Annotated in this window: 24 protein-coding genes and 1 pseudogene; 15 read left to right on the top strand and 10 right to left on the bottom strand. The window is 43.4% G+C overall.

The window, feature by feature from the left end; translation table 11 throughout:
• Nucleotides 1-4: 4 nt before the first annotated feature.
• Complete coding sequence (locus tag L5M49_RS03720) at nt 5-1,477, top strand: nicotinate phosphoribosyltransferase (RefSeq protein WP_263142483.1); 1,473 nt, start codon at nt 5-7, stop codon at nt 1,475-1,477.
• A gap of 157 nt (nt 1,478-1,634) precedes the next feature.
• On the opposite strand, the gene L5M49_RS03715 is transcribed toward L5M49_RS03720, so the two are convergent.
• The 5 genes from L5M49_RS03715 to L5M49_RS03695 all read right to left on the bottom strand — a co-directional run bounded on the left by L5M49_RS03715 (nt 1,635) and on the right by L5M49_RS03695 (nt 5,170).
• Entirely contained in the window at nt 1,635-1,895 is a 261-nt protein-coding gene (locus tag L5M49_RS03715; protein ID WP_263142482.1) for a hypothetical protein, read from the bottom strand.
• 300 nt (nt 1,896-2,195) lie between these two features.
• A complete protein-coding gene (locus L5M49_RS03710) occupies nt 2,196-2,369 on the bottom strand; it encodes a hypothetical protein (RefSeq protein WP_006082106.1) in 174 nt (57 codons plus the stop codon).
• A 726-nt stretch (nt 2,370-3,095) separates the two neighbouring features.
• On the bottom strand, nt 3,096-3,818 hold the full coding sequence (locus L5M49_RS03705) for a ChrR family anti-sigma-E factor (protein WP_212601323.1): 723 nt from the start codon (nt 3,816-3,818) through the stop codon (nt 3,096-3,098).
• Complete coding sequence (locus tag L5M49_RS03700; RefSeq protein WP_028759609.1) at nt 3,811-4,473, bottom strand: sigma-70 family RNA polymerase sigma factor; 663 nt, start codon at nt 4,471-4,473, stop codon at nt 3,811-3,813. The genes L5M49_RS03705 and L5M49_RS03700 overlap by 8 nt, the downstream gene beginning before the upstream one ends.
• A gap of 145 nt (nt 4,474-4,618) precedes the next feature.
• Nucleotides 4,619-5,170: an LON peptidase substrate-binding domain-containing protein gene (locus tag L5M49_RS03695; protein ID WP_028759610.1), complete on the bottom strand. Its 552-nt coding sequence runs from the start codon at nt 5,168-5,170 to the stop codon at nt 4,619-4,621.
• Between the two features lie 101 nt (nt 5,171-5,271).
• Between L5M49_RS03695 and L5M49_RS03690 the strand changes: the two genes are divergently transcribed.
• Nucleotides 5,272-5,886, top strand: coding sequence for a class I SAM-dependent methyltransferase (locus L5M49_RS03690; RefSeq protein ID WP_263265465.1), 615 nt, complete (start codon nt 5,272-5,274; stop codon nt 5,884-5,886).
• A 232-nt stretch (nt 5,887-6,118) separates the two neighbouring features.
• The gene (locus L5M49_RS03685) at nt 6,119-7,063 is read left to right on the top strand and encodes a chemotaxis protein CheV (protein WP_105252200.1); all 945 of its coding nucleotides are present in this window, start codon (nt 6,119-6,121) and stop codon (nt 7,061-7,063) included.
• A 184-nt stretch (nt 7,064-7,247) separates the two neighbouring features.
• Here L5M49_RS03685 and L5M49_RS03680 read toward each other — a convergent pair whose 3' ends face one another.
• On the bottom strand, nt 7,248-7,889 hold the full coding sequence (locus L5M49_RS03680; RefSeq protein ID WP_263265464.1) for a hypothetical protein: 642 nt from the start codon (nt 7,887-7,889) through the stop codon (nt 7,248-7,250).
• 51 nt (nt 7,890-7,940) lie between these two features.
• The gene (locus L5M49_RS03675; RefSeq protein WP_028759614.1) at nt 7,941-8,300 is read right to left on the bottom strand and encodes a DUF2750 domain-containing protein; all 360 of its coding nucleotides are present in this window, start codon (nt 8,298-8,300) and stop codon (nt 7,941-7,943) included.
• 430 nt (nt 8,301-8,730) lie between these two features.
• Here L5M49_RS03675 and L5M49_RS03670 point away from each other — a divergent pair, with 430 nt between their 5' ends.
• Together L5M49_RS03670 and L5M49_RS03665 are read left to right on the top strand one after the other, a co-directional pair.
• Entirely contained in the window at nt 8,731-10,029 is a 1,299-nt protein-coding gene (locus L5M49_RS03670) for a lytic murein transglycosylase (protein ID WP_263265463.1), read from the top strand.
• A gap of 135 nt (nt 10,030-10,164) precedes the next feature.
• The gene (locus L5M49_RS03665; protein ID WP_105252202.1) at nt 10,165-10,653 is read left to right on the top strand and encodes a peptidylprolyl isomerase; all 489 of its coding nucleotides are present in this window, start codon (nt 10,165-10,167) and stop codon (nt 10,651-10,653) included.
• A gap of 194 nt (nt 10,654-10,847) precedes the next feature.
• Here L5M49_RS03665 and L5M49_RS03660 read toward each other — a convergent pair whose 3' ends face one another.
• On the bottom strand, nt 10,848-12,791 hold the full coding sequence (locus L5M49_RS03660; protein WP_263265462.1) for a M1 family metallopeptidase: 1,944 nt from the start codon (nt 12,789-12,791) through the stop codon (nt 10,848-10,850).
• Between the two features lie 253 nt (nt 12,792-13,044).
• Here L5M49_RS03660 and L5M49_RS03655 point away from each other — a divergent pair, with 253 nt between their 5' ends.
• The 4 genes and pseudogenes from L5M49_RS03655 (at nt 13,045) to L5M49_RS03640 (ending at nt 19,207) form a co-directional block, all read left to right on the top strand.
• A complete protein-coding gene (locus L5M49_RS03655) occupies nt 13,045-13,272 on the top strand; it encodes a DUF3389 family protein (RefSeq protein ID WP_006082094.1) in 228 nt (75 codons plus the stop codon).
• A gap of 92 nt (nt 13,273-13,364) precedes the next feature.
• Complete coding sequence (locus tag L5M49_RS03650) at nt 13,365-14,036, top strand: alpha/beta hydrolase (protein WP_263265461.1); 672 nt, start codon at nt 13,365-13,367, stop codon at nt 14,034-14,036.
• Nucleotides 14,037-14,399: 363 nt separating this feature from the next.
• Nucleotides 14,400-16,125: pseudogene (ushA, locus tag L5M49_RS03645) on the top strand (bifunctional UDP-sugar hydrolase/5'-nucleotidase UshA).
• A 421-nt stretch (nt 16,126-16,546) separates the two neighbouring features.
• Entirely contained in the window at nt 16,547-19,207 is a 2,661-nt protein-coding gene (locus tag L5M49_RS03640) for a TonB-dependent receptor (RefSeq protein ID WP_263265460.1), read from the top strand.
• Between the two features lie 89 nt (nt 19,208-19,296).
• On the opposite strand, the gene L5M49_RS03635 is transcribed toward L5M49_RS03640, so the two are convergent.
• Entirely contained in the window at nt 19,297-19,656 is a 360-nt protein-coding gene (locus L5M49_RS03635) for a TraR/DksA C4-type zinc finger protein (protein WP_105252207.1), read from the bottom strand.
• Between the two features lie 187 nt (nt 19,657-19,843).
• The gene (locus L5M49_RS03630; protein WP_263163004.1) at nt 19,844-20,794 is read right to left on the bottom strand and encodes a tRNA-dihydrouridine synthase; all 951 of its coding nucleotides are present in this window, start codon (nt 20,792-20,794) and stop codon (nt 19,844-19,846) included.
• A gap of 267 nt (nt 20,795-21,061) precedes the next feature.
• Between L5M49_RS03630 and L5M49_RS03625 the strand changes: the two genes are divergently transcribed.
• The 6 genes from L5M49_RS03625 (at nt 21,062) to apt (ending at nt 24,765) form a co-directional block, all read left to right on the top strand.
• Nucleotides 21,062-21,490: a hypothetical protein gene (locus L5M49_RS03625; RefSeq protein ID WP_028759624.1), complete on the top strand. Its 429-nt coding sequence runs from the start codon at nt 21,062-21,064 to the stop codon at nt 21,488-21,490.
• Nucleotides 21,491-21,606: 116 nt separating this feature from the next.
• The gene (locus tag L5M49_RS03620) at nt 21,607-22,476 is read left to right on the top strand and encodes a DUF692 domain-containing protein (protein WP_105252209.1); all 870 of its coding nucleotides are present in this window, start codon (nt 21,607-21,609) and stop codon (nt 22,474-22,476) included.
• Nucleotides 22,476-23,222 (top strand): DUF2063 domain-containing protein, encoded by a 747-nt coding sequence (locus tag L5M49_RS03615; RefSeq protein ID WP_173244264.1) that lies wholly within the window; start codon nt 22,476-22,478, stop codon nt 23,220-23,222. Before L5M49_RS03620 ends, L5M49_RS03615 begins: the two co-directional genes overlap by 1 nt.
• Before the next feature lie 150 nt (nt 23,223-23,372).
• The gene (locus L5M49_RS03610; RefSeq protein WP_006082086.1) at nt 23,373-23,495 is read left to right on the top strand and encodes a hypothetical protein; all 123 of its coding nucleotides are present in this window, start codon (nt 23,373-23,375) and stop codon (nt 23,493-23,495) included.
• A gap of 81 nt (nt 23,496-23,576) precedes the next feature.
• Nucleotides 23,577-23,945 carry a YbaN family protein gene (locus tag L5M49_RS03605; RefSeq protein WP_113940896.1) on the top strand — a complete coding sequence of 123 codons (369 nt, stop codon included), beginning with the start codon at nt 23,577-23,579 and terminating at the stop codon, nt 23,943-23,945.
• 268 nt (nt 23,946-24,213) lie between these two features.
• Entirely contained in the window at nt 24,214-24,765 is a 552-nt protein-coding gene (apt, locus tag L5M49_RS03600) for an adenine phosphoribosyltransferase (protein ID WP_105252212.1), read from the top strand.
• Nucleotides 24,766-24,769: the final 4 nt, after the last annotated feature.

Raw genomic sequence — 24,769 nt, 5'->3', positions numbered from 1 at the left:
TATTATGTACTTGAATCCCGTTACCGCCATTGATGGCTATAAAGTCGACCACCGTCGTCAATATCCCGATAATACTCAAGTGATTTTTAGTAACTTAACCGCCCGTAAATCCCGTCGTGGTTATACTGACCAAATGGTGTTTTTTGGCTTGCAATATTTTATCAAGCATTTCTTGATCGACAGTTGGAACCGTGATTTCTTTCAACAACCTAAAGAGCAGGTCATTCGCCAATTCTCCCGCCGTATCAATAACTATCTCGGGCCGAATAATGTTGGCACTCAGCATATTGAGGAGTTGCATGATTTAGGCTATTTACCAATTAAAATTATGGCATTACCTGAAGGCTCAGTGTATCCATTAAAAGTGCCTTGCTTGATTTTGTACAATACCGATGAGCGGTTCTTTTGGTTGACCAATTATCTCGAAACCATCCTTTCCGCTAATGTGTGGGGTATGTGTACCAGTGCCACTACCGCGCTGCAATATCGCAAAATATTTGAGGCTTATGCGCTAGAAACCGATGGTGACATCGCGTTTGTTGATTGGCAGGGTCACGATTTTAGTTTCCGTGGCATGTATGGTGCAGAGGCCGCGATCATGAGCGGCGCCGCACATTTACTCAGTTTTACTGGGACTGATACCATACCCGCCATTGATTTTCTTGAGCAATATTACCTTGCCGATAGTGATAAAGAACTTGTCGGTGGCAGTGTGCCCGCAACGGAGCACAGTGTCATGTGCGCGGGTGGCATGGAGAATGAATTAGAGACGTTCCGCCGTTTGATTGAAGATATTTACCCAACGGGCATTGTCAGCATTGTTTCAGATTCTTGGGATTTTTGGCAGGTGATGACAGAATTCACCTTAGCGTTAAAAGACCGCATTCTTGCCCGCGATGGCAAAGTGGTGTTTAGGCCTGATACGGGTTGCCCTGTGAAAATCATTTGTGGCGATCCACAAGCACCAATCGGGAGTCCTGAATATAAAGGCGCTATTGAGTGTCTGTGGGACGTCTTTGGGGGTAGCACAACTGCCAAAGGTTACAAAGCGCTGAATAACCATGTTGGACTGATCTATGGCGATTCAATCACCATTGAACGTGCTGAAGCCATTTGTGCTGGCTTAAAGGCCAAAGGTTTTGCGTCAACCAATATTGTGTTTGGGATAGGCAGTTTTACCTATCAACACGTGACCCGAGATACTGACGGTTATGCCGTGAAAGCGACCTTTGCGAAAGTTGATGGTAAAGACAGAGAAATATTTAAAGATCCTAAAACTGATGATGGCACTAAAAAATCCGCTAAGGGTTTAGTAGCGGTATTTAAAGATGAGCAGGGTCAATTTTATCTTAAAGATCAAGCCAGCTGGCAAGATGTCAACAATTGCGAGTTTGTTCCCGTATTTGCCGATGGTGAACTATTAACGGAATATTCTTTAGCAGATATTCGCGCAAGGTTGGCAGAGTCTAGAAGTTGAGCCTATCGATTTATGATTTTTAACGGCTATCGACAATAGCGAAGATAAAACTGGCAATGTGATTTCTATTAGGGTCATATTGTCAGTTAAGTTTTGAATTTATTTTAAGTCGCGTAAGTAAAACGCCCCATAAATAGTCAAATGCAAATACAAGCGATTAAGACAGTAACTGGTTCCGTTTAAGAATTTTATAGGTACGACGGCCAATGTTTTCGAGGTTTTTTAAATCTTTTAGGCTAGGCGCCACCTCACTAAATTGCCAATAACTGATTTCGGCATCTAACATTTCCAGCATTTTCTTCGAACAACCTAAACATTGTCCCTGGCACAGTTGTGCTTCTTCTAAATTGAATGGAATAGTCTCTTTGATCTGGTTTATCAAGGTTTGCATGGCAATTTGAGTATTGGGTTTTGGCATAGATGATGTGCTGAACAGTATTCATGTGTATGAATATTAGCGGATGCTGCAATGGAAAGAGGTGATCTAACGCTGGATTTGACTCATTTGGTTCGGCAGGTATCTGTGTGAGAGAGATACAGCCTGAACCAAATGTGCTCGTCATAATGACGTAAAAAAGGATAGCGTGTTCGTGACATTCGGCTATCAGTCTACTTAAGTGCTCGGTACTGCGAAGATAATGGAAACCGATTAAATACACTTGAGTAAACGGGTACTGCGGTATTAATTTTTAACTTATCGTTTTACTTACTTTTTGACTTATTTGTTCGCGGACAATAACCATTTCATAAAGCTGATGGCTTCTGTACGTTTAGAAAAAGTCTGTCTGTTTTTACCTTGACGATCGGTAAAAGCAATTGAGGTTTTATTTACTGAGATTGAATCTACAGGGAAGTTCACTGTAATTTCATGTCCATTAATTTTGTATGACATATGCCACACTCCTTTTTGTTAATTCACCCATAGGTGAGATAGTTGTAACTATAAAATATCCTTAGCAATTGTGCGAAAGATTCGTTCTATTGAGTATCGAGGTTACCCCATCTTTGATTCATTAATCAAGAGATGCTTAATCGATAAATATTTCATGTTGTCGATTACGTCAATGGAATAACTCGATTCAACCAGTTGACCATAGCTTAATGACAATACTATGACAACAAGGAGAACGGTAAGTTCACAGACATAACCACATGATTTTAGTGATATCGAATGATTGAGCTTATGGGGTTTTGCTTGTAGTAGGCTTTCTTTATGAGGACCGAACTCTGATTGCTAAATATCAGGCTGGGTTAAAAAGGTAAACAACAAGGTGTATCTCAAAACGACGTGTATTATATCAATAAAAATGGCTTATGCAAGTTTAATTTTTATTCGATGTCATTATTTATTTGCTAATGTTGAATTAAAGTGTATTTTTCGTGGCTATTTACTTGATTTAAAGAGGAATAGTCAGGTCTGTTTATAGGTTGGTTTTTATTTTTGTGGTAATTGACTAAGGTTAATATTGCCGTTTTATAGGTAAATGTTATAAAAAATCCCACTAAAATAGGTCATTTTAATGGGATTAATCATAGTCATTTATGTAATGGAATTATTAAACTGAATTTATAAATGAATCTATGCGTTTGCTCTTGTTTAAAAACTCAGTCAAAAGGTTTAATAAATCAGTTCACCTATGGGATTGAGTAGCTTACTCAGACCTTTGGTAAAATGCAGCGGTGCATCTAATACTGTGTAGCATAAGCAACCGTTAATGGTTTTCGGTGAGTGATGATGTTGGCCGTCAAGCACGATAAAATCACCTGGCACATAGTCACCATTAAGATCGGAAAACTCTCCGGCTAGCAATAGTGTTAGTTCATAACCTTTATGGGTATGTTGGGGGATTTCACCTTGGGCATCTATATGCAATAGGCTAGCGCGGGTGTTCGTTTCGTCGACATCAAAACGCATGCGACTGACTTTGCCTAATATTTGCCATGGACGGGCCAAATGCTGACGAAACACCGATGGCACAGTGTAATGCTGTTGCTTTATGTCGACATCGATAGGGGCGTTATTAGGCACATTTGTCGCTGCCGGTTGAGTCATGATTTGCGCCATCATAGCGTCAATGTCCAATGCCGATTCTTGATTGCCGCCTGAGTGTTGCACCTCAACATACTCTCTGTGCATCAACTCTTCGCCCGTATCATTTGCAGCATGACCGCCATCAGGATTTAATGCTAAATTTGCAGCTTGTTCTGTGAATAGGGCAAGCTGCTCACGACAAGCCTCACATAGGTCGCAGTGTGCGGATATTGCTATTGCCATTGATAAAGGTAAGTTCCCATTGGCATGGCTGACGAGTAATTCTTGTTGGGGATGATGCTTAATCATTGTGTGTCTCCAAGAAGCTTTTCAACTTTTCTAGCCCTAATCTTAAACGGGACTTTATGGTCCCTATCGGTACCTTTAGGGCATCGGCTAGCTCTTGTTGAGTGAGTTCTTGCATGTAAATGCCTTGCACAACTTGTCTTTGTGCTATTGGAAGGGCATCAAGATGTTGGAGTAATTTAGCCGTCAACTTGTGATCAGTGAGTGTGTCTTGAGCCATGGTCGCATCACACAGCGGCCAAATATCATCACCGAAAGTATCTTCTCTATTGTGTTGTACCCGTCTAAGCATATCGAAACATTGATTACGCATAATGGTAAACACCCAAGTTGTCACTGACCCTTTTTCTGCATTATATAGATGAGCCTTAGTCCAAACGCTGGTCATGGTTTCTTGTACTAAATCCATCGCCAACCCTTGTTGATTCAGTCTTTGTAAACCAAAGGCTCGGATCTTGGGCATGAAATGCTGGAATAAGTGACCAAAGGCGGCTCTGTCTCGGTTGTCTGCTACTTGTAGCATAAACGTGATTAAAGCATCCGCTTGAGGCTCGCAGGTTTGGGAAGCTGGAATTTCGTTATCCATAGCCGAATTAGTCAGAGACGTGATTGGGACATGATACCGAGTTTGCCTGCTTTGTGATTGAATATTTTCCATTATTTTCGCTCTTATCCCAGTCGTGAGTGCTGAGTGTGATATCAGTAACGACAAAATTGAGAAGTGTGTTGCACTTCGGAGCCCAGTTTTGCTGTCAAACTTTCAATCAATACGAAGTGGCTTAAATAAAGGATCATTCACAGTATTATTTAATGACGGCCCGCAATAGATCTCGGGTCATAATATGATCTAAGGCATTAATGCAGGTGTACTTTTCGGATGCTTGTACGGGTAATATTTCTAGCCAGCGCTGGCAGACCCAAGCGATATCATCGAACTGTTCTGTTTGATAGTGCTTGAGATGTTGCGGATATTCCTTAAGAATGTTTTGTAACATTTGACTCAAGTAACGTTCATCGGTCGCAATACGTACAGCAGGCCAATTGTCGATTAAACTGACGTCTCCGCGCTTTAAACCATCAGCTTCGACACTGATTTTATCAAGTTTAAAGCGTTTTGAACCTTGAATACTGATCCCTAATAGTCCGTCTGGTAAGGTTTCAAAATCAATAATATGCACTAAGGTGCCTATGGGCTGAATGGTTTTACCATCTTCTTCAAGCATACATAAGCCAAAGCCTTGGCCTGACTTTAATGATTCGGCGACCAAGCGCTTATATCTAGGTTCAAATACCCGCAGTTGTGTGTAACCTTCGGGCAATAAACAAATAGGTAATGGAAAAAGAGGTAATTTCATCGTGGCCTCTGGTGAACTTATGTTCTTATCATTACGTACCATAATGGCAGTTCGATCAGTAAAATTATTCAATAGTAGTTTACCCATAGTGAGAGGATGGCATGAAATTAAATCCATTTGAGAAAAAGATCGTTCAGCATCCATTACGTTTTTGGCTACAAAATCATCTCGAAGCGCCTTTACTAACCTCTATGATGCCAAAACCTATGGCTTTGTGCGAACGCGCATTAGAAATAGGCTGTGGGTTTGGTAATGGCATTCAGTTGATCCGCGAACATTTTGGCGCGGGACATATCACGGCCGTGGATATCGATCCTGAAATGGTTGCCTCCGCACAATCCCGTTGGCAATCTCGGCCGCAAGGGTTAAAAGGGCTGAGTTTCTCGGTTGCTGATGCAACATGTTTACCCTTTGGCGATGGCGAGTTTGATATGGTGTTTGATTTTGCCGTATTCCACCATATTCCAGAGTGGCAAGCGGCCATTAAGGAAGTTGCAAGGGTGCTGAAACCGAACGGATACTTTGTGATAGAGGATTTATATCGTGCCGCAATTTGTAATCCATTGAGCCGACGCTTATTTGAGCATCCACAGCAGAATCGCTTTAATCATAGTGATTTGTTAACGGTATTGCGCCAGCTTGGATTTGAGATTGTCCGCGATAGAAATGCCTTTAATCTTGCGGGTATGGTGCTCGCCCAGAAAATATTGCGTTAACACTAAGACCAAATATTAGCAATGTCGCGTATTATCTCAAGATATAAGCTTAGGGATGCAGATATCTGAGATGCGCTAAACGAAGTTTATGGCCGAACTTTGCGAGAGTGGTTGTAATTTTTAGATAAAATAGACTCTCGGCATGGTTCTTCATGGGAGTTTACCGCTATAATTTGAGCTAATCCGTCGCATGTGGGGAAAGGATTTTCCTCAAGAGTAGAGAAGCAGCATTATGGCAAACGTACTTGCAACCGTAGATCAGCGTACCAAACTCGTTGGTGAGAACCGACTTGAGTTGTTGCTCTTTAGCATTAATTCCACGCAGTTATTTGCCATTAACGTCTTTAAAGTCAAAGAAGTCGTCAAGCTTCCTCCCTTGAATGCGATGCCGGGTAGTCATCCGCATATTTCTGGTGTTGCTAATATTCGCGGGATTTCTATCCCCGTGATTGATTTACGTTCGGCCATAGGGTTTAAGCCCGTGCCGCCTAACGAAGATGCCAATATGATCATCACAGAATATAACCGCAGTGTGCAGGGTTTCTTAGTCGGTAAGGTTGAACACATTATCAACATGACTTGGAGCGATATTATGCCGCCGCCGAAAACGGCTGGACGTAATAATTATCTAACGGCAATTACTCGCATAGAGCATCAAGGTCAGTCGCAGTTAGTGTCTATTATCGACGTAGAAAAAGTCTTGGCGGAGATAATTCACTACGATATCCGTTTATCTGAAGGTGTACTCGACGAAACCTTAGTCCATGAAATGCCAGGCAGAAAAATCCTGATTGTGGATGATTCATCGACCGCCAGACGTCAAGTGCGTGAAACGTTAGGCCAACTGGGTATCGAAATTATTGAGGCATCTGATGGCTTACAAGCGCTGACGTTATTGCAGAAATGGCGCGATGAAGGTAAACAAGTTGCCAAAGAATTATTGATGATGATTACCGATGCCGAAATGCCCGAAATGGACGGTTACAAGCTCACTTCTGAAGTGCGTAGCGATAAAGCTATGTCGGATTTATTCATCACCTTAAATACTTCGTTGAGTGGCAGTTTTAACCATGCCATGGTTGAAAAAGTGGGCTGTGATAAGTTTATTTCTAAGTTCCAACCGGATTTGCTGGTGGAAGTGGTGCAAGAAAGATTAAGACAAGTGATCAATCACTGATCGCATTTTGAGATACGAACTATCGGTGATTGACCTTGAGTCGATCATCGATAGGTTCAGCGCTTTGAATGAACGCTTTAATAACAGTTTTAAATACGGTTTTTGAATCACATTCTTTCAACTGCTACTTTTTCAACTGCTTTTCTGCAAACATCTGCCAACCCACTACCTATAACTCGCTCGATTATAACGCTAATTCGGCTGCTACATCGTGTAATACTTGGCGCTTCATTTCTTTGGCGGCGGCGATATGGATACGGGCGAGCCTTAAGGCATAGTTGAATCTTGCTCGACCGACGAGGCGCACAAGTTCGGCAAAAAACTGTGGATCTAAAGTGAATTGCGTCGAATAGTATTGGATAGCGGCATTGACTGAATTAAAAGTCACGCCATCGAATTCAAAACCTGCGTTATAACCTTGGTCGTCAATTTCTTCGCCCTCTAATACCAGTGGCCAACCGGGCGCATTGATACGGTCGCGGGCAATTTGGTACATCATCCAAGCACTTTTTTTAAAACCTTCAAACACTTTGCAGGAGAATTCGGACTCAGCAAGCTCTTCTTCGGTCCAATTAATCCCAATGGCGAGGTGTTTCGCATAAATACGCATTAGTGCATCTTTGACGGCCATACGACAATCCCAAATGGAGCTAAGAGTATGTTGTTTGGCTAATCGCAAACATTCGCTGCAGGCGGGCACAGCTAATGAAGAATGTGGTGTATGTGTGTGTGCAATATATTCGAAGTGTTGATGGCTCGGTTCGCCACAAAACCAGCAAGTATGGCGTTTGTCGAAGGGAATATCGATAAGCGGAATAGCAGACATCAAGGAATGAGCACCTCAGTCCTTGATGTCATCAATGGCATACTGAAGCGATTAAACTTCTTCAACATCAACCAAATCTTTTGCTAAAACAATCGGATCAAGTTCAAGACAATCTTCATCGGTTTGCCAATCAACACCGATCAATACACCATCGTCGTTTAGATCTGAGACCCAATATTCTAGAAATTCTTCTAATGAAATAGAAACGGGTTGATAGTCGTGCCATTCGTCGCTGCAATGGGATTTTGCAGTAGCTTCATTTGACCATAATGGCATCACATCAGTGTCTTCAAATTCTGAAGAATCACAAACGACCCAGCCTTCGCCAGTTTCATCCATTAGACCCCAAAGCGTCTGATGTTGTTTTACATTTTTGATAAAGCCAGCCAAAGCCGCATTGATTTCAGTCATGATAGGTCTCTTTGATGTGTGCTGTTAACTTATCCATTATACGGTAACGTGCTGCGATACCAAGGGATTCTTTGTTAAGAATTTTTTTGTGTTGGATAACTGAGCAATAAGCCTATGCCGCAAGGTATTTATGGCGATAAGGATTGTGTTACGTGTCACTATGGGTCAGGATTATTGGTAATGAGTCGCCTTGGTACTGGCTATTTTACTGACTAAATGTGGCTCAGATAGGGGCTTTACGTGGCGGAGAAACATGTCTTCTATGCTCTTGGCCGTTAAAGGTGTTTTGGATTCTAACCTTTCACTCGTTATGCCAAGGCGAATATCTCTCTAGGGCAATTCCCTCTCGAAGACGGAATATTGTCGTGTTTAGCCACAGCAGTGTGATTACTGTGTCATTGTTGTGAGATCAAATATTGGAGTTGTTGATTTGATTAAAATTAAAGGGTTAACTTATCTATTTGCGAGTATTGCCGCCTGTGTCAGTCTGAGTGCCTGTTCAAGTGCGCCAACGGCGAGTGCTAACGCAACCAGCACTAACGCAAGTGGCATTGCTGCTGAAGTCAATCAAATGCCCGATATCAGTGCTAGCGTACAATCTAATGCAGAGGCGTTTCCAATGTGCTTGACTGGACTGCAAGCGCGGGCACGTGCAGAAGGCCTGTCTGAAGCGACGATAAACTCTACCATTGCGAACTTGAAATTTGTCCCTCGAGTGATTGAGCTGGACCAACAGCAACCCGAATTCAGCCAGACATTTGATAATTATTTCAGTAAGCGCGCGACCGAATGGCGGGTCAATGAAGGCCGCCGTTTACTGCAAAAGCACAGTGTCTTACTCAATCAATTAGCGCAAAAATACGGCGTTCCGCCGCAATATATCTTGTCTTTTTGGGGACTGGAAACGAACTACGGTTCCTATAAAGGCAAAATGTCGGTATTGAATTCGCTGGCGACTTTGGCCTGTGAGCCACGCCGTAGCAATTATTTCACCATAGAGCTGATGCAAGCCTTAAAATTGAAAGAAAAGTATCAGTTCGATGATGACACTATGGTGGGATCATGGGCAGGTGCTATGGGACATACGCAATTTATGCCTTCTGCGTATGCCAAATATGCGGTCGATGGCGATGGCGATGGCAAGGCCGATTTATGGAATAGCACCACAGATGCGCTCACTTCTGCCGCGAATTTTTTGCAGCACTTAGGTTGGCAGCGTAATCAGCGTTGGGGGCGTGAAGTCTTGTTGCCAAAAGATTTTAGTTATAGTCATTTAGGTGCGAAACAGCCCTTGTCGTTATCGGAATGGGCTGCGCTCAATGTCACGCAGTCGAATGGGCAACCTTTGCCTGCCGTCGATATTCAAGCTGCGCTGTATTTGCCTGCGGGACACACAGGCCCAGCCTTTTTAGGCTATGAGAACTTCAATGTGATCATGCGTTGGAATCGCTCCGAGTATTATGCCATTACGGTAGGGCACTTGGCCGATCGTATTAATGGTGGACAACCCTTGACAGTCAGTCCGCCTGAGCAACCACGCCTAAGCCGTGAGCAAGTAAAGCAACTGCAAACAAAACTGAACGAGGCTGGATTTGATGTCGGTAAGCCTGATGGTGTGTTGGGACGTAACTCTATGGCAGGGTTGCAAGCCTTCCAACGTAGCAAACAGATGATTGCCGATGGCTTCCCAAGCCCAGAGGTGTTTAGCGCTTTAGGATTATCACTGTAGTTACTGTCTCTGTAGCCAAAGAGCGCTCGCTGCGGGTTTTGAGTACTTTGAGGCCGGATAAAAAAGTGGAGTGAAAAGCACAGTTTTGTTAAGCTCGGCCCACAATTGAAATCGAAGAAAATCAAAGGATATTCGATGAGCATTAAAGACGATATGGTTGTGCAGTTTAACTACACACTGCGCGACGAGAAAGGTGAAGTGATCGAGACGAACGAAGGTCGCGATCCGATTGCCTATTTACACGGTCATGACAACATGATGCCAGGTGTAGAAAACGCGATAAACGGTAAAGCTATAGGTGAAAAGTTCACTGTGACTTTGCCTGCCGCTGAAACCTACGGTGAGCGTGTAGCGGATGCTGACGCACACCAACGTGTGTCAGTTAAGCATTTACTGGGTGCGACTGTGTGGAAACCAGGCATGACAGCAGTGGTTAATACCGACCAAGGTCAGCGCCAAGTGACTATCGTTAAAATGGGTAAGTTTATGGCGACTGTGGATGTAAACCATCCATTAGCCGGCCGCGAACTGACATTTGATATTGAAGTCGTAGGTGCCCGTGATGCGAGTGATGAAGAAATCGCCCACGGTCATGCCCATGGTGCAGGTGGTCATCACCACTAATCTTTAGGCTTCGGGCTCGGCTTCGAACTTGGCTTTTATCTGACTCAATGTGAGTGGAGTATAAGTTCAGTATGAGTTGAATGAATCGAGGCTAAAGATTAAATAGCAAAAGCCCAAACCTAGGTTTGGGCTTTTTGTTTTTATGGTGCTAATGGCTTAATGATTGTCGCAACCGCTTATGGCTCTTTATCTTGCTAATGGCTATGTTCATGCTCGAGTGGTTTGTCGGCAAACATCATATCTAGGCTTGCTTGGGTTTGGGGATGGTAGCCGCTGTGAGCCTTGAGATAGACACTCTTGGCCCAGTCGTATTTATCAGAGCTTGCTAGCTTTTGATATAAAGGCACGATTAAGCGCATGCGGCCAATATGGGTTAAGTGTTGTTTTAATGCGGGTAGTACTGCGTAATAGCCGTTGTCTAGGGCGAGTGAATACCATGCGAAAGCAATTTCACTGTTGCCAGTGCCCGTAAAATGGAACGCCTTATCTAGCTCGGCAAGTTTGGTTTGATCTAGATTGATCCTTGGCATTTCATTGATGAATCTTAACCACTGGTGGACTGTCCAAGTGTTGGTTTTCAACTCGCTTGCACTGAGTTTACCCTCGAGCCAAGTTTGTCTTTGGGCATCGATATCATCGAAGGCATGGGAATTGGGCGGCACAAGAAATGACGGTAAACCTTGACCTTCAATCCAAGTATCCACTTCGCCTTCACTGACAAGATGGGGATATTTGTTTAATAGATTCAAAGATAAATATTCACGGAACTGCGCCGTAGTAATACTCTGAAACGCAAAATGATTGAAGTAGCTTTTCACAAAAATGTCGAAGCGTTCACGGCCAAATTTGTGCTCTAAAAATATTAAGAACAACTGGCCTTTTACATAAGGGACACCGCTGAAGGCTTCGTCGGGCGAACGTTTACCGAGATCGAGATGTAGCACTGAATCGGCAGGAGTGAGCTCTTCAAGTTCGGCAAGCAATTCAGAGTAGCCGATGGTTTGCTCCATCAGTGCCCGGTCGCGGCCATAGAGGTCTTCCATGATGCGATTCTCAACATAGGTCGTAAAACCTTCATTAAGCCAGAGATCGCGCCAAGTGGCATTCGTCACTAAATTACCCGACCACGAGTGCGCAAGTTCGTGGGCGATGAGGCTCACTAAGCTTTTATCACCTGCGATCACTGTGGGTGTAATAAAAGACAAACGCGGGTTTTCCATGCCGCCAAAGGGGAAACTTGGTGGCAAGATAAGCAAGTCATAACGTCCCCAAGGGTAATCGCCATAACGTTTAGCCGCGATTTTGATCATTTCTGGCGTGTCGGCAAATTCTTTGCTCGCTTTGTCGAGTATCTCTGGCTCAGCCCAAATGCCCGAGATGTTATCTAAGGGAGCAAACTTTAAATGTCCGGCCGCAATGGCAATCAAATAAGCTGGAATAGCCTGCGGCATAGTGAATTGGGTCTGACTGCTCGACAGGGTTTTGCGATCGGCACTCATGACCACAGTTATGGCTTTATCGGTAGTAATTATTGCGCTATAGGTTTGGCGAACGGCTGGCGTATCTTGCAGTGGGATCCAACTGCGGGCGTGAATCGCCTGACTCTGACTGAACATAAAAGGCAACTGTTTACCTTGGGTTTGCTCTGGAGTTAACCATTGAATACCAGACGGATTATTCGACGTGTGGTAATTGATTTTAACTTTTTGGGTATCTTCATCGGCAAGTTTGATGGTCAGTGCCGCACCTTTTACAGCGTTCGCTTTAGCTAAGGTGAAGGGCACGCTTTGCCATTTTCCCGCTGTATTTAAAGCACTTACGCTGTTAATCGTCAGATCTCGAGTATCTAAGATGAGTTCTGTCCCCGCCTTATGCCAAGCTAAATCGAGGGTGACTTCGCCGGATAAGCGGTTGTGTTTAAAATCGACGGTAAGGGCTAGTTCCAAATGACTCACGCTGACTTCAGTGTAATTGGCGTAGGTCAGTGCATCTTGGTTCTGCTGCGTATCAGCTTGTACAACAGTTGCAGTAGGCTCAGTGGTTAAGGTATTTGGAGTGCTATTGGCATAAGCGCAGGGAAGTAGTTGCAGGGCAAAGACTAGGGTGCTGCAAAGGACTGTTCGGCGAAGTGAAAGCATTATTTATAGTAGCCTAATGATGAAGTATGTTAGTTCGAGTTTGGGGCGATAAGACCATCAATTCAGCTTGGTTTTCTGTTAACCCACTCTATTAGCGCAAAAGTTTACCTGATAATTCACTGGATTTGTTATCTCACTGTTAGCTCAAATGTAATCAAACTTTAATGGCTTGAATGCTGGTCAGGAAATGCCATCGGTAAAAGAGCACAAGTTTGCTATGATGACGGCGTTTTCACATAGGGCGGTTATCATAATGGTGTTAGATTTTTCGCAGGGTAAGTTAATCGTTACTGAGTTCGAGGTTCAAGTGCGCCTCAATGTTGCCAGTATCGTACTGCAAGCGAGTGCTGAGGATATCGGCTTGAGACGTCAGCCTCCTATGCTGATCGCCGATGGTGGCGGTGTACGTTGGAGCTTAGTATTGGACTCAAATGCTCAGTTACGTGCGATTCAAGATGTGCTGGGCATGGATGCTGAATAACCTGTGCCCGAGTGGTGATGAGTGTTTAACGTATAGATTTATCATCATTTTTTAGTTGATGAGTGTTTAATATCGAATTGGGAATTTTTAGTATGTCAGTTTCTCTTGAGCGTATTGTTGTCGAACCTAAGACTCCTGCTACGGCTGTGGTTATTTGGTTACATGGATTAGGGGATTCGGGGGCCGGATTTGCTCCCGTAGTGCCTGCATTAGGCTTACCTTCAGATCATGCTATTCGATTTATTTTTCCCCATGCACCAGAGCAAGCCGTGACCATTAATGGTGGCTACGTTATGCGCGCTTGGTACGATATTAAAAGCATGGATTTGCATGACAGAGCCGATATGCAAGGCGTGCTTGAGTCGGAGAAAATGGTTGCCGCATTAATTAATGAACAAATCGCGGCGGGTATTACGAGCCAACGTATCGTATTAGCGGGATTCAGTCAGGGTGGAGTCATGAGTTTATTCTCTGGACTGCGTTTCCCAGAGCCACTTGCAGGGATTATGGCGTTGTCTTGCTATTTGCCGACGGGCGATGTGTTACCCGCTGAATTAAGTGCGGCGAATCGCAATACACCCATATTACAGCAACACGGTCTACAGGATGATGTTGTACCATTATCCGCTGGAATGTTAGCAAAAGAAGCCTTAACGACGGGCGGCTATCATGTTACGTGGCAGACTTATCCTATGCCACATTCTGTCATTCCTGAACAATTGAAAGCGATTTCTAAATGGTTATTACAGCGATTTGAAATGTAGACAAGTCTAATTGCTGATAAAAACAGCATGCGGTAAGTTGGAATTTACCCATGCTTGTTTTTTTAAAGGAACAATCGCGATGTTTTTTCATATTTCCTAAGTTATTTATAACAAACGATTAAAATCCATTTATTCTATTTTTATTTTGTATTCTCTAAATATATAAAAATCAGTCATTCAGCTTATTTTTTATATGAAACAAATCCTTCTTAAAATGCCCGCCAAATTTCATATAAATGTCAAGTTTTTAATAAAAATGACACAATTTATCTTTATTATTTGCTATTATCCGTGACGCTGAACTTGATGGAGTTCACGGCAATCTTTCTATGATAAAATAATTAAAATCAAGGGGTTGATGTAATGAGACATATGCTTATTAAAGGATTAGTTGCAACTGCTGTTCTCGCTGCACTTGCGGGTTGTAATAATAGTGATGACGATAAAGTTCCAACAACGTGTGCTGAAGCGGGAAGTGCTTGTAAAACGTTTACCGTTTTACATACCAATGACAACCATGGCCGTTTCTGGGAAAACAGTGATGGTGAATACGGTTTAGCCGCTCAGAAAACTCTGGTTGATCAAATTCGTGCAGAAGTGAGTAAGAATGGCAGTCAAACCTTATTATTATCTGGTGGTGATATTAATACGGGTGTACCAGAATCTGATCTTCAAGATGCCATACCAGACTTTACGGGCATGAATAAAATTGGTTACGACGCCATGGCTGTTGGTAACCATGAGTTTGACAATCCGTTATCAGTACTTGATATGCAGCGTCGCCTTGCTGAATTCCCTATGTTAGCGGCGAACATTTACCGTAAAAATGCCGATGGTACTCTTGGTGAGCGTTACTTTGATGCCTATAAAGTATTTGACGTTAATGGTCTTAAAGTTGCTGTTATTGGTTTAACGACAGAAGACACTGCTAAGATTGGTAACCCAGAATACATTAGCGATCTAACATTCACCGATCCCAAGGTGGAAGTTGCTAAAGTGATTAAAGAAATTAAAGATGCCAAAGCGGCAGATATCATTTTCGCTACCACGCACATGGGTCATTACGCGGATGGTAAAAATGGTAGTAATGCCCCTGGCGATGTAGCTATGGCTCGCGCATTGAAAGAAGGGGATTTACAAGTTGTTATCGGTGGTCATTCACAGAATCCAGTGTGTATGGAACCGGGAACTGACAACAAAGCTTATGCAGCCTTTAAGCCTGGTGATGCATGTGCACCTGATAAACAAAATGGCACTTGGATCATGCAAGCCCATGAATGGGGTAAATATGTTGGCCGTGCAGATTTTGAATACTTTAACGGTGAACTCCATCTAGCGAGCTACAAGCTTGTCCCTGTGAATATGCGCAAACTGGATGATGCTGGTAAGAAAACTGCTGACTTAGCAGGCACTAAAATTGAACCGGATTCAGAGTTAAAAGAGCTGCTTTCTTACTATCAAGAGAAAGGTCAAGCTAAGTTAGACGAAGTCATTGCGACAACGGATGCCCTGTTAGATGGTGAGCGTGCAAACGTGCGTAATAAGCAAACTAACTTAGGCCGTATGCGGTATGTTAGCGATGGCACAAAGTGCTAAAGTGACTGCTGATTTTGGTGTAATGAACTCAGGCGGTGTACGTGCATCTATCCAACCAGGCAACATTAGTTACCGTGACGTGCTGACTGTTCAGCCATTTGGTAATATGGTTACCCTTAACGAAATGACGGGTACTGAAGTTGCGGTTTATTTAGGCGCAGTCGGCAGTCTTCAAGTTGGTTCTGGTGGTTATGCACAAATCACTGGTGTGAAAATGACCATTGACTGTGTGGCTAAAACAGCCAACATCAGCGACATTGGCGGCAAGGATTTTAGCCCAACAGCCACTTATAAGTTCACTGTACCTAGCTTTAATGCTGCGGGTGGTGACGGTTATCCTAAACTAACCAGCCCAATTCAAACGGGTTTTGTTGATGCTGATTTACTCTATTCTTTCTTGAAAGAGAAACAAGTGATTAAAGCTGCTGACTACAATCCTGTAGGCGATATTGTTTATGAGAACTCAAAAAGTGTTGAAGGTTGCCAACTTTAAGTAATCAATCATTACTCAGTGTTTCAATATTAATGCCACTCAAATGAGTGGCATTTTTTATGGTTAATTAATATTGAACTAAGTGTAAATTAATATTCAGCATTTTATTTACGATACACTTTGATTCATTTGTGGCGTGAGTTTCTCGGTGTTCTTTTGGTTAACAATTGATATTTATTGTATCAAATTAAATATTTAATATATTCAACAGGTCTGCATTGCTTAACCCCATGATGTATATCCGGATGCCTTATATTCAAGTTGATTTATTTTGTGTCAATTTGTTTTAATTTGATATTAATTGTTTTTAATGGTTGACTTAGATGTTGCGCATTAACATTATCCCTACAGCGAAATAGAGTTCGCTTGCCAAATATAAAAATAACAAACATAGGGTTTTATTTACCTCAAGGAGAGATTAATGCGCTATTTAAGTTTAACGGCCAAAGCCGTTCGTACTAGTTTAATTACAGTGGCGACAAGCAGTGTGGTTTTTTCTGGAATAGGCTTTTCTGCAGCGGTAAATGCAGCAGAAGAAAATGCAAAAGTTGAACGCATTGAAGTGACGGGTTCTCGTATTAAACAAGTTGATATGGAAACTGTTTCACCCGTGACTGTCATTAATGCTGCGGATATTGCCATGACGGGTGAAAAAACCGTTGCTGACGTATTGAATAACTCTGCCATAAACAGCTTTGGTTCTTGGCGTGGTATTTCTGGCTATGGATCAGGAGCAAGCTCAACCAGTGATGTCAATTTACGTGGTTTAGGAGCGTCTGCGACATTAGTGTTATTAGATGGACGCCGTATGCCGGGTACGAGTTCGAGCTCTGGCTCTGTGGCCGATACATCTTCTATCCCTATGGCTATCGTGGAGCGTATTGAAATCCTGCGCGATGGCGCCTCGGCAGTATATGGTTCCGATGCGGTTGCGGGCGTGATAAACATTATCACTAAGAAGGAGTTTGAAGGGTTTCAGTTTGATTACAGCACTGAGCAGCCAAGTGTGGAAGGAGGCGATGCCAACCGTTTATCACTTGCAACAGGCTTTAATACTGATAAAGGCAATATCACGCTAACCTATGAATATTATGATACTAAAGCGGTAATGGATCGTGATATTTGGCGAATGGACGATTCAAGTTATAACGCATATAGTGGATATAGCTCAGTACCAAACGGTAAATATGGACCAGGCAATGGTAGCTGGTATAGTAATTCAGATATATGTGAAAAAACGGAAAATACCATAGACTCAGGTGATGGTCGTTGTTTATATAATCATGGTAATGTCACTAAGTTATTTGGCGATCAAACTCGTAATTCGCTGTTATCTAATTTCTCCTATGAGATTTCTGAGAATATAAAATTCCGAGGCCGTGCTTCTGCTTCATTAGCCGAAACTGAAACCCGTTATGCGGGTACGCCAGTATCAACGAATACCCCTGTGATGAGTGCCGATAATAAGTTTAATCCAGTTGGCGAAGAATTAGTGATTTCTATGCGAGGCGCGCAACTTGGCGAGCGAGATACATTAACTGAAACCAACAACTTTGATATTCTAGGTGGCTTTGTTGGTACAATAGATTCAGGGAATGGCATCGACTGGGAATTAAATGCCCAGCACGCAACATCGACGACAAATAGTTTTAACTATAATTTACTCAATGACGATATTATTCAGCAAGAAATTGATTCAGAGCAATATGATATTTTCAATACCTCTGGAATGAGTTATGAGCAGTGGGATCAACAGATGACAGATCTGTATCGTAAAGCTGCGCATACTGGGGTTTATCAGGGAAAGTTTGAAAGTACTCAATTGGATGGTCTTGCTTCGACCTTACTGCTCGATGACGGTGATCTTTCGGTCGCTATGGTCGGTGGTCTTGAATATGAAATGATCAAGTTTAAGCAAACCAGTGATCCAGAATCGGCCGCGGGTATTATCTCCGGCGGTTCGGGGGGTGATGATGTGGATGCCACACGTGACCGTAGCGCCGCTTATTTGGAACTCCAAGTAGGCTTACCTGCCAATGTTGAGTTTTCTGCCGCAGTACGTTATGAGCGCTATGAGCAGGAAGGAACTCTCACAGGGCCTCAGGGGGAAGTTGTTAATTCATCGACCTTCGATGCCGTAGTGCCTAAGTTTGGTTTAAGCTGGCGTCCTATAGACACGTTATTACTGCGTGCTAGCTATGGTGACTCATTCCGTGCGCCGAATATGAGCGAAATGTTCTCGTCTCAATCCTTGAGTTTTGAGAAGGGTGTTGATTCTTTATGGTGTAATGAACCTGGTAACGTGGATGCCATATATTGCGCGACTAATAATCAACATAAAACCTGGTATGGAGGGAATCCTGATCTAGAGGCTGAAGAGGGTAACTCGTTAACCTTTGGCGGCGTTTGGAATGTCACTGACGCATGGAACTTGGAGTTATCTTATTACTCAATCACCTATGACAACAAAATTGAGTCAATTGATGTGGATGATATCCTGCGTGATGAAATCAAGAATGGTTCTTCTCCCTATGTGACGCGCGGCCCTGATGGCAAGATTGAATATATTGAAGCCGGAGTTCGTAACTTAGCTACAGTTGAGACCTCAGGTATCGATTTTGTTACGGCTTATAACTTAGAAACAGGCTTTGGGGATTTCAATTTCAAACTTGATTTAACTCATGTGCTTGATTTTAAAAAGCAGGATAACGCTGAAGCAGACATGATCGATTATGCAGGGTCGACTGACTCGCCCGATTGGCGCGGTAACTTTGCGACCAGTTGGAAATACGATGATTTCTCTGCCGCATGGACAGTTGTTTATATCGGTAGTCAATCAGCAAGTTATTTCAACGAGTTAGAAGAAACCGACCGTTATGTTGATTACGATAATTACTTTAAACATAACATTCAGTTTGGTTATACCCATGCTTATAACGGCTCTATCACAGTAGGGGTGAATAATGTGTTTGATGCTGAAACACCAAACTATTACACCTACGCCGATTATCGCGATGTGAATGTGGGTTTATATGATGTGTTAGGTAGAACGTATTACCTGAGAATAAACCAGAAGTTTTAGGTTGTCCGCCCTCCCTGGATAACTCAAACCTCCGCTTGCGGAGGTTTTTTTGCTTATAAGGCAGTTTACTGGATGTCGAATGAGCGCTATCAATGCGTGAGGCGCAGTTCGTGGCGGTGTTCATGCTGATAATGCTCGGCGCAGGAGGTGCAGCGTTGTTCGGTGGGATCTTGACTTAAGCGTTCGGTTTCAATTTCTGCCTCACAATCCGAGCAAAGACCGTAGAGACCTAAGTCGAGCTGGCAAAAGGCGGCATCAAGTTTATTTAATCGGCAAAATAGTGGGTGTTCAGCCAGTGGTGTCTGAGCCAATTTATCAATTAATTCTGCCAGACTCAGGCTAGCGTAATGCTCCCCTATGGCTTCGAGGAACAGAGGGAGCGCGCCTATTTCTTTCCTTAGATTAGCTTCAAGCTCTGACAATTCATGTCTGATATGGGTGGTGCTCACGTAAAATCGCCTATTTCATTTGACTCTAGGCGTCCAGTCTAATAGTTCCACTATCAACGACTATGATAAAGATCAAGTATCTGCCACATTTTCGGTTTTTTAGCCGTTAAAAATCGAAAAAGTACTTCATTCTTATCGCATTATATGTGCTACGGCAAAAGCCCTTTTATCACACATATCGTCGCGATTATTCGTCGCATAAGTTCCGTTGCGCCGTTTCTAATACGCGGACTATTTCTTCCGTTGTTTTAAAGACTCGCAGTTCCCTAAACAAGGTATCGGCTTCGGGATATTGACGGTTGAGATAGGTGAACCACTGTTTGATCCGGGCTGGATAATAGTCACTCTTACGGCCATTGAGTTCCCTTTGGGTATAACTGAGCATGAGCCCTAAGGTTTGCGCCCAAGTATAAGGAGTGGCTCCTGTCTTGATAGTATCAGCCAAGTTCGGCAATGAAATTGCCCCGCGGCCGATCATGATACTGTCGCAGCCCGTGACCTCGATACAACGCTTAGCATCGTCATTGTTCCAAATTTCACCGTTGGCGATCACCGGGATCGGCAAACGTTTGCGCACTTCGGTGATGTATTCCCAGTAGGCTGGCGGTCTGTAACCGTCGACTTTACTGCGCGCATGGATGGCAAGTTCAGTTGCACCGGCTTCATACACTGCAATGGCGTTTTCCATAAACAGTGACTTATCTTCGTAGCCCAAACGTATTTTGGCCGTTACGGCATGTTCTTTTGGTACAGCTTGACGCATGGCTTTGACAATATCGTGCACACTCTCAGGATATTGCAATAATACGGCGCCACCTTTACTGCGGTTAACAATTTTTGCTGGACAGCCAAAGTTTGCATCAACACCGTGTGAGCCTAGCTCAATGGCACGCAGGGCATTTTCGCCCATACATTGGGGTTCTTGACCAAGCAATTGTACTCGTACTGGCGTACCTGAAGGGGTGTTGCCGTTGTTGAGCAGTTCAGGACACAGTTTGAGAAAGACCTTTTCAGGCAGCAGTTGGTCTACCACTCGCACAAATTCGGTGACGAGCAAATCGTAGGGATTGATGGTCGATAGGATGTCACGCATCAAAGCGTCTACTACGCCTTCCATTGGAGCCAAAATCACACGCACTGCAGTAAACCCATATCTGTTGCAAAGGGCGAGCATTCTACCTTATCAGCCCTAAGTTACAAAGTGGCCTTGTGAAGGAGGATGAATAGGTACGCCAATAAATAAAATCCAAGCTAAACTGATTGTCCTAGCAGGATATTTTTACCATTTCTGTGACTTAGTGATATTTTTTGCAATAGAATCGAAATAAGGCAGGTCTTTTGTTGTAAGCCAGCTACTTAAACTGTTGTTGGTCATTATTACTCAATAAACAAGAAGGGATTATTTATGAATTCAGTTAAAAAAACAGCAGTTGCAGTAGCGTTAGGTTCAGTTGTGATGAGTTCAGCTTTTGCTGTCAATGCACAAACTAACCCATTTGGTTTTGAAGCTATGGATGCGGGCTATCAAATTGTCGGTTCAGAAGGCAAATGTGGTGAAGCCAAATGCGGCGCAGACATGAAGAAAGCCGCCGCTGAAAAAGCCAAAGAAGGTAAGTGTGGTGAGGCTAAATGCGGTGCTGAGATGAAAAAAGCGGCTGCAGATAAAGCTCATGAGGGGAAATGTGGCGAAGCGAAATGCGGTGCTGACATGAAGAAAGCCGCTGATAAGGCCCATGAAGGTAAGTGTGGTGAAGCGAAATGTGGCGCTGATATGAAGAAAACCGCCGAAAAAGTGGATGCTAAAGTCGAAGCCGTTAAAAAAGAAGTGAAGTAAAGCGGGTTTGTTTTATCCCTGCAGTTATTGGGATAATTGAGCTTAAAGAGGCCAGCCAGCGCTGGTCTCTTGTGTTTTATTCTTAAGCGATTACAGGTTAGCGTTCGTGAGGTTCTATGAATGATCAAAAAAATACGGCACAGGTAGGGCTGGGATTAAGACGAGAAATGCTCAGTGAATTTTGTTTGCAGGTGCCTGATGCTATTAATTTTTTTGAAGTGGCGCCTGAGAATTGGATGACCTTAGGTGGTAAATTTGGCCGCCAATTCCGTGAGTTGACTGAGCAACATACTTTCTACTGCCACGGTTTGAGTTTATCCATTGGTAGCCCTGAACCCTTAGATCTCGCGTTTGTAAAAAATATCAAAACCTTTATGGATTTACACCAAATCCAAGTCTATTCCGAACATTTAAGTTATTGCTCAGGGCAAGGTCACTTATATGATTTAATGCCTATCCCTTTTACCGACGCTGCAGTGAAGCATGTGGCGGCGCGGGTTAAGCAAGTAGAAGATATTCTAGAGCGGCCGCTTATTTTAGAAAATGTGTCTTTTTATGCCGCTCCAGGTGCGCAAATGACAGAACTTGAATTCGTTAATGCCGTGCTGCAAGAAGCCGATTGTAAACTGCTACTGGATGTGAACAACATCTATGTGAACTCGATAAACCATCAATACGATGCCGATGCCTTTTTACAGGCCATGCCGACGGAGCGCATCGCCTATTTGCATATTGCTGGGCACTACAAACAAGCTGAAGATCTGCTCATTGATACCCATGGCGCCGCCATTAACGATCCCGTCTGGACATTATTACAGCGCTGTTATGCTTTGCATGGGGTAAAACCGACTTTGCTTGAGCGTGACTTTAATTTGCCGACAACCGCTGAATTGTTGCTCGAGATAAATCAAATTCACGGTTATCAAATGGCGGCGTCCAGCTCCCATGCCCAAAATAGTGCTCATGCCGTAAAGAGGATCGCCTAATGGATTTTAAGCAAGTGCAGCAATCCTTTATCGATTATATCCGCGATCCATCTTCGCCATTGCCCGTGGATACTGATTTCCGGCGTATGCAGGTTTACCGCGAGTTATTTTTTAATAATGTGCTGGGATTTGTGTCGAACGGCTTCCCCGTGCTGAAAAGTTTGTATTCTGAGGAGGATTGGCTGACTTTGGTGCAGCGTTTTTTCAGTCAACATGATTGCCAATCGCCCATCTTTATCGATATCGCGGGTGAGTTTTTAGATTTTTTACAGCAGGAATATCAGCCCACGGCAAATGATCCTGTTTTTATGCTCGAATTAGCGCACTATGAATGGCTGGAGTTGGCCGTTGCGGTCGCACAGGCGAGTGGGGATGAATCTCAACTTAGCCTAGCGCAAATGTCGACGCAGGCTTTATGTTTGTCGCAGACGGCGAGGGTGGCGCAGTATCATTTTGAGGTGCAGCACATTCGTCAGGATTATCGGCCGCAGCAACGACTCGATACGCCAGTGTTTTTTTGTCTCTATCAAGATGCCGATTGTGAAGTGTGCTTCTTACAGTTAAATCCCTTAAGCGCGCAGGTGCTGGCATTTCTTCAAGCTCAAGGCCAAGCGGGTTTTAAAGAGATAGTTGATTGGTTAACAATCACTTACCCTCAAATGGCGCCAGAGATTATTGAGCAAGGTTGTATGCAGTTACTCGAGCAATTAGCGGCCAAAGGGATAGTGCGCGGACGTCAGTCTTAAGGTTGGGTTTATTGCCGAAATAAATGCAATAACCCTACATTTAGAGGGTTTTTATTAATTTGACAAACCGCTACAATGTCGGCCGTTTTGTGATCTCAATCACTGTACGATTCCTGCGCACTTATACTTGCACATACTAGAGGAGCTGTAATGAGTAGTCAGCCGTTTAAAGACCCATTTAATTTTTTGTATTTTATTGGTTTTATTTTAGTTTTACTGTTGCCGACTCTGCCAGCAAGTCTGTCTTGGTTAAAGCATTTAGGTTTAATTTAAGCGAGCGTTAATCTCTAGCGCGTAGCCTATTGGCCACTCTTCGAGTGGCTTTTGTTTTTCCGATAAAGGGCATTTAAACCTATGGTATTAAAGCGCGGATTATTTTTACTGTTAGGCTTAACCGCTTTAGTCTTAGGTTTAGTTGGTATCGTGCTACCGATATTGCCGACCGTGCCTTTTATCTTGCTTGCTGCCTTTTGCTTTGCCCGCTCGAGTGAACGTTTACACCATTGGTTGATGACACATCCCTGGTTTGCCGACGCCTTAACCCAGTGGCAAGAGCAGCGAGCAATGCGTAAGGGATTGAAACGCAAAGCCATGATAGTTAGCGCACTCAGTTTTAGTGTCAGTATTATTGTGGTCCCTATCCTTTGGGTAAAAGGTCTGCTGTTTGTCATGGCATTGGTCCTACTTTGGTATCTTAAAGGTATACCTGAAATAGAGGGATGATTGAGTGATTGAATGGGCTCAGGCGCTGTGACTGAAAGTTTAGTCGTGTTCTTGTTGAGGCTATTTAACTGAGTGCCAACAGGGTTTGATCTAAGGCACAAATTGATAACCTTTCCATCACTTGTGCATTGTGATTGTTGCAACTAAAACTAAAGCGGCATAAGCTTTGTCCGACTTTCGACAATGCGTCCACCCAGTGTGGACGTTTTGTTTTATACCACCACCGCTAGGTTGGTGAATTGATTAAGTAACTTATTAAGCAAATATGATGGCTATGAATACAGAAACCTTATCCTTGATAAAGCAAAGCATTAAAACGATTCCTAATTATCCTAAGGAAGGGATTTTATTTCGAGATGTCACCAGTTTGCTTGAGAATGCAGCAGCCTATAAAGCGACCATCGACTTGTTAGTTGAACATTATCGTGGTCAAGGCTTTACCAAAATTGTGGGCACTGAAGCCCGTGGTTTCTTATTTGGTGCACCGTTGGCTTTAGAATTGGGTATCGGTTTTGTACCTGTGCGTAAACCCGGCAAATTGCCGCGTGCAACCATCAGTCAAAGCTATGAACTAGAATACGGTCACGATAGCCTAGAAATTCATACTGATGCGATTAGCGCAAATGACAAAGTGCTCGTTGTTGACGATTTACTCGCCACTGGCGGTACTATCGAAGCGACCGTTAAACTGATCCGCCAACTCGGCGGTGAAGTTAAACATGCGGCCTTTGTGATCTCATTACCTGATTTAGGTGGTGAAGCACGTTTAACCGCATTAGGGCTTGAGTTGGTTAAACTTTGTGAGTTTGAAGGCGAATAAATCT

The organism is Shewanella sp. SM74, assembly GCF_025653725.1.
GTDB classification, from domain to species: Bacteria; Pseudomonadota; Gammaproteobacteria; order Enterobacterales; family Shewanellaceae; genus Shewanella; species Shewanella oncorhynchi.
Note: the sequence above shows the minus strand (reverse complement) of the source record. Positions and strands in the feature narration are given on the sequence as shown.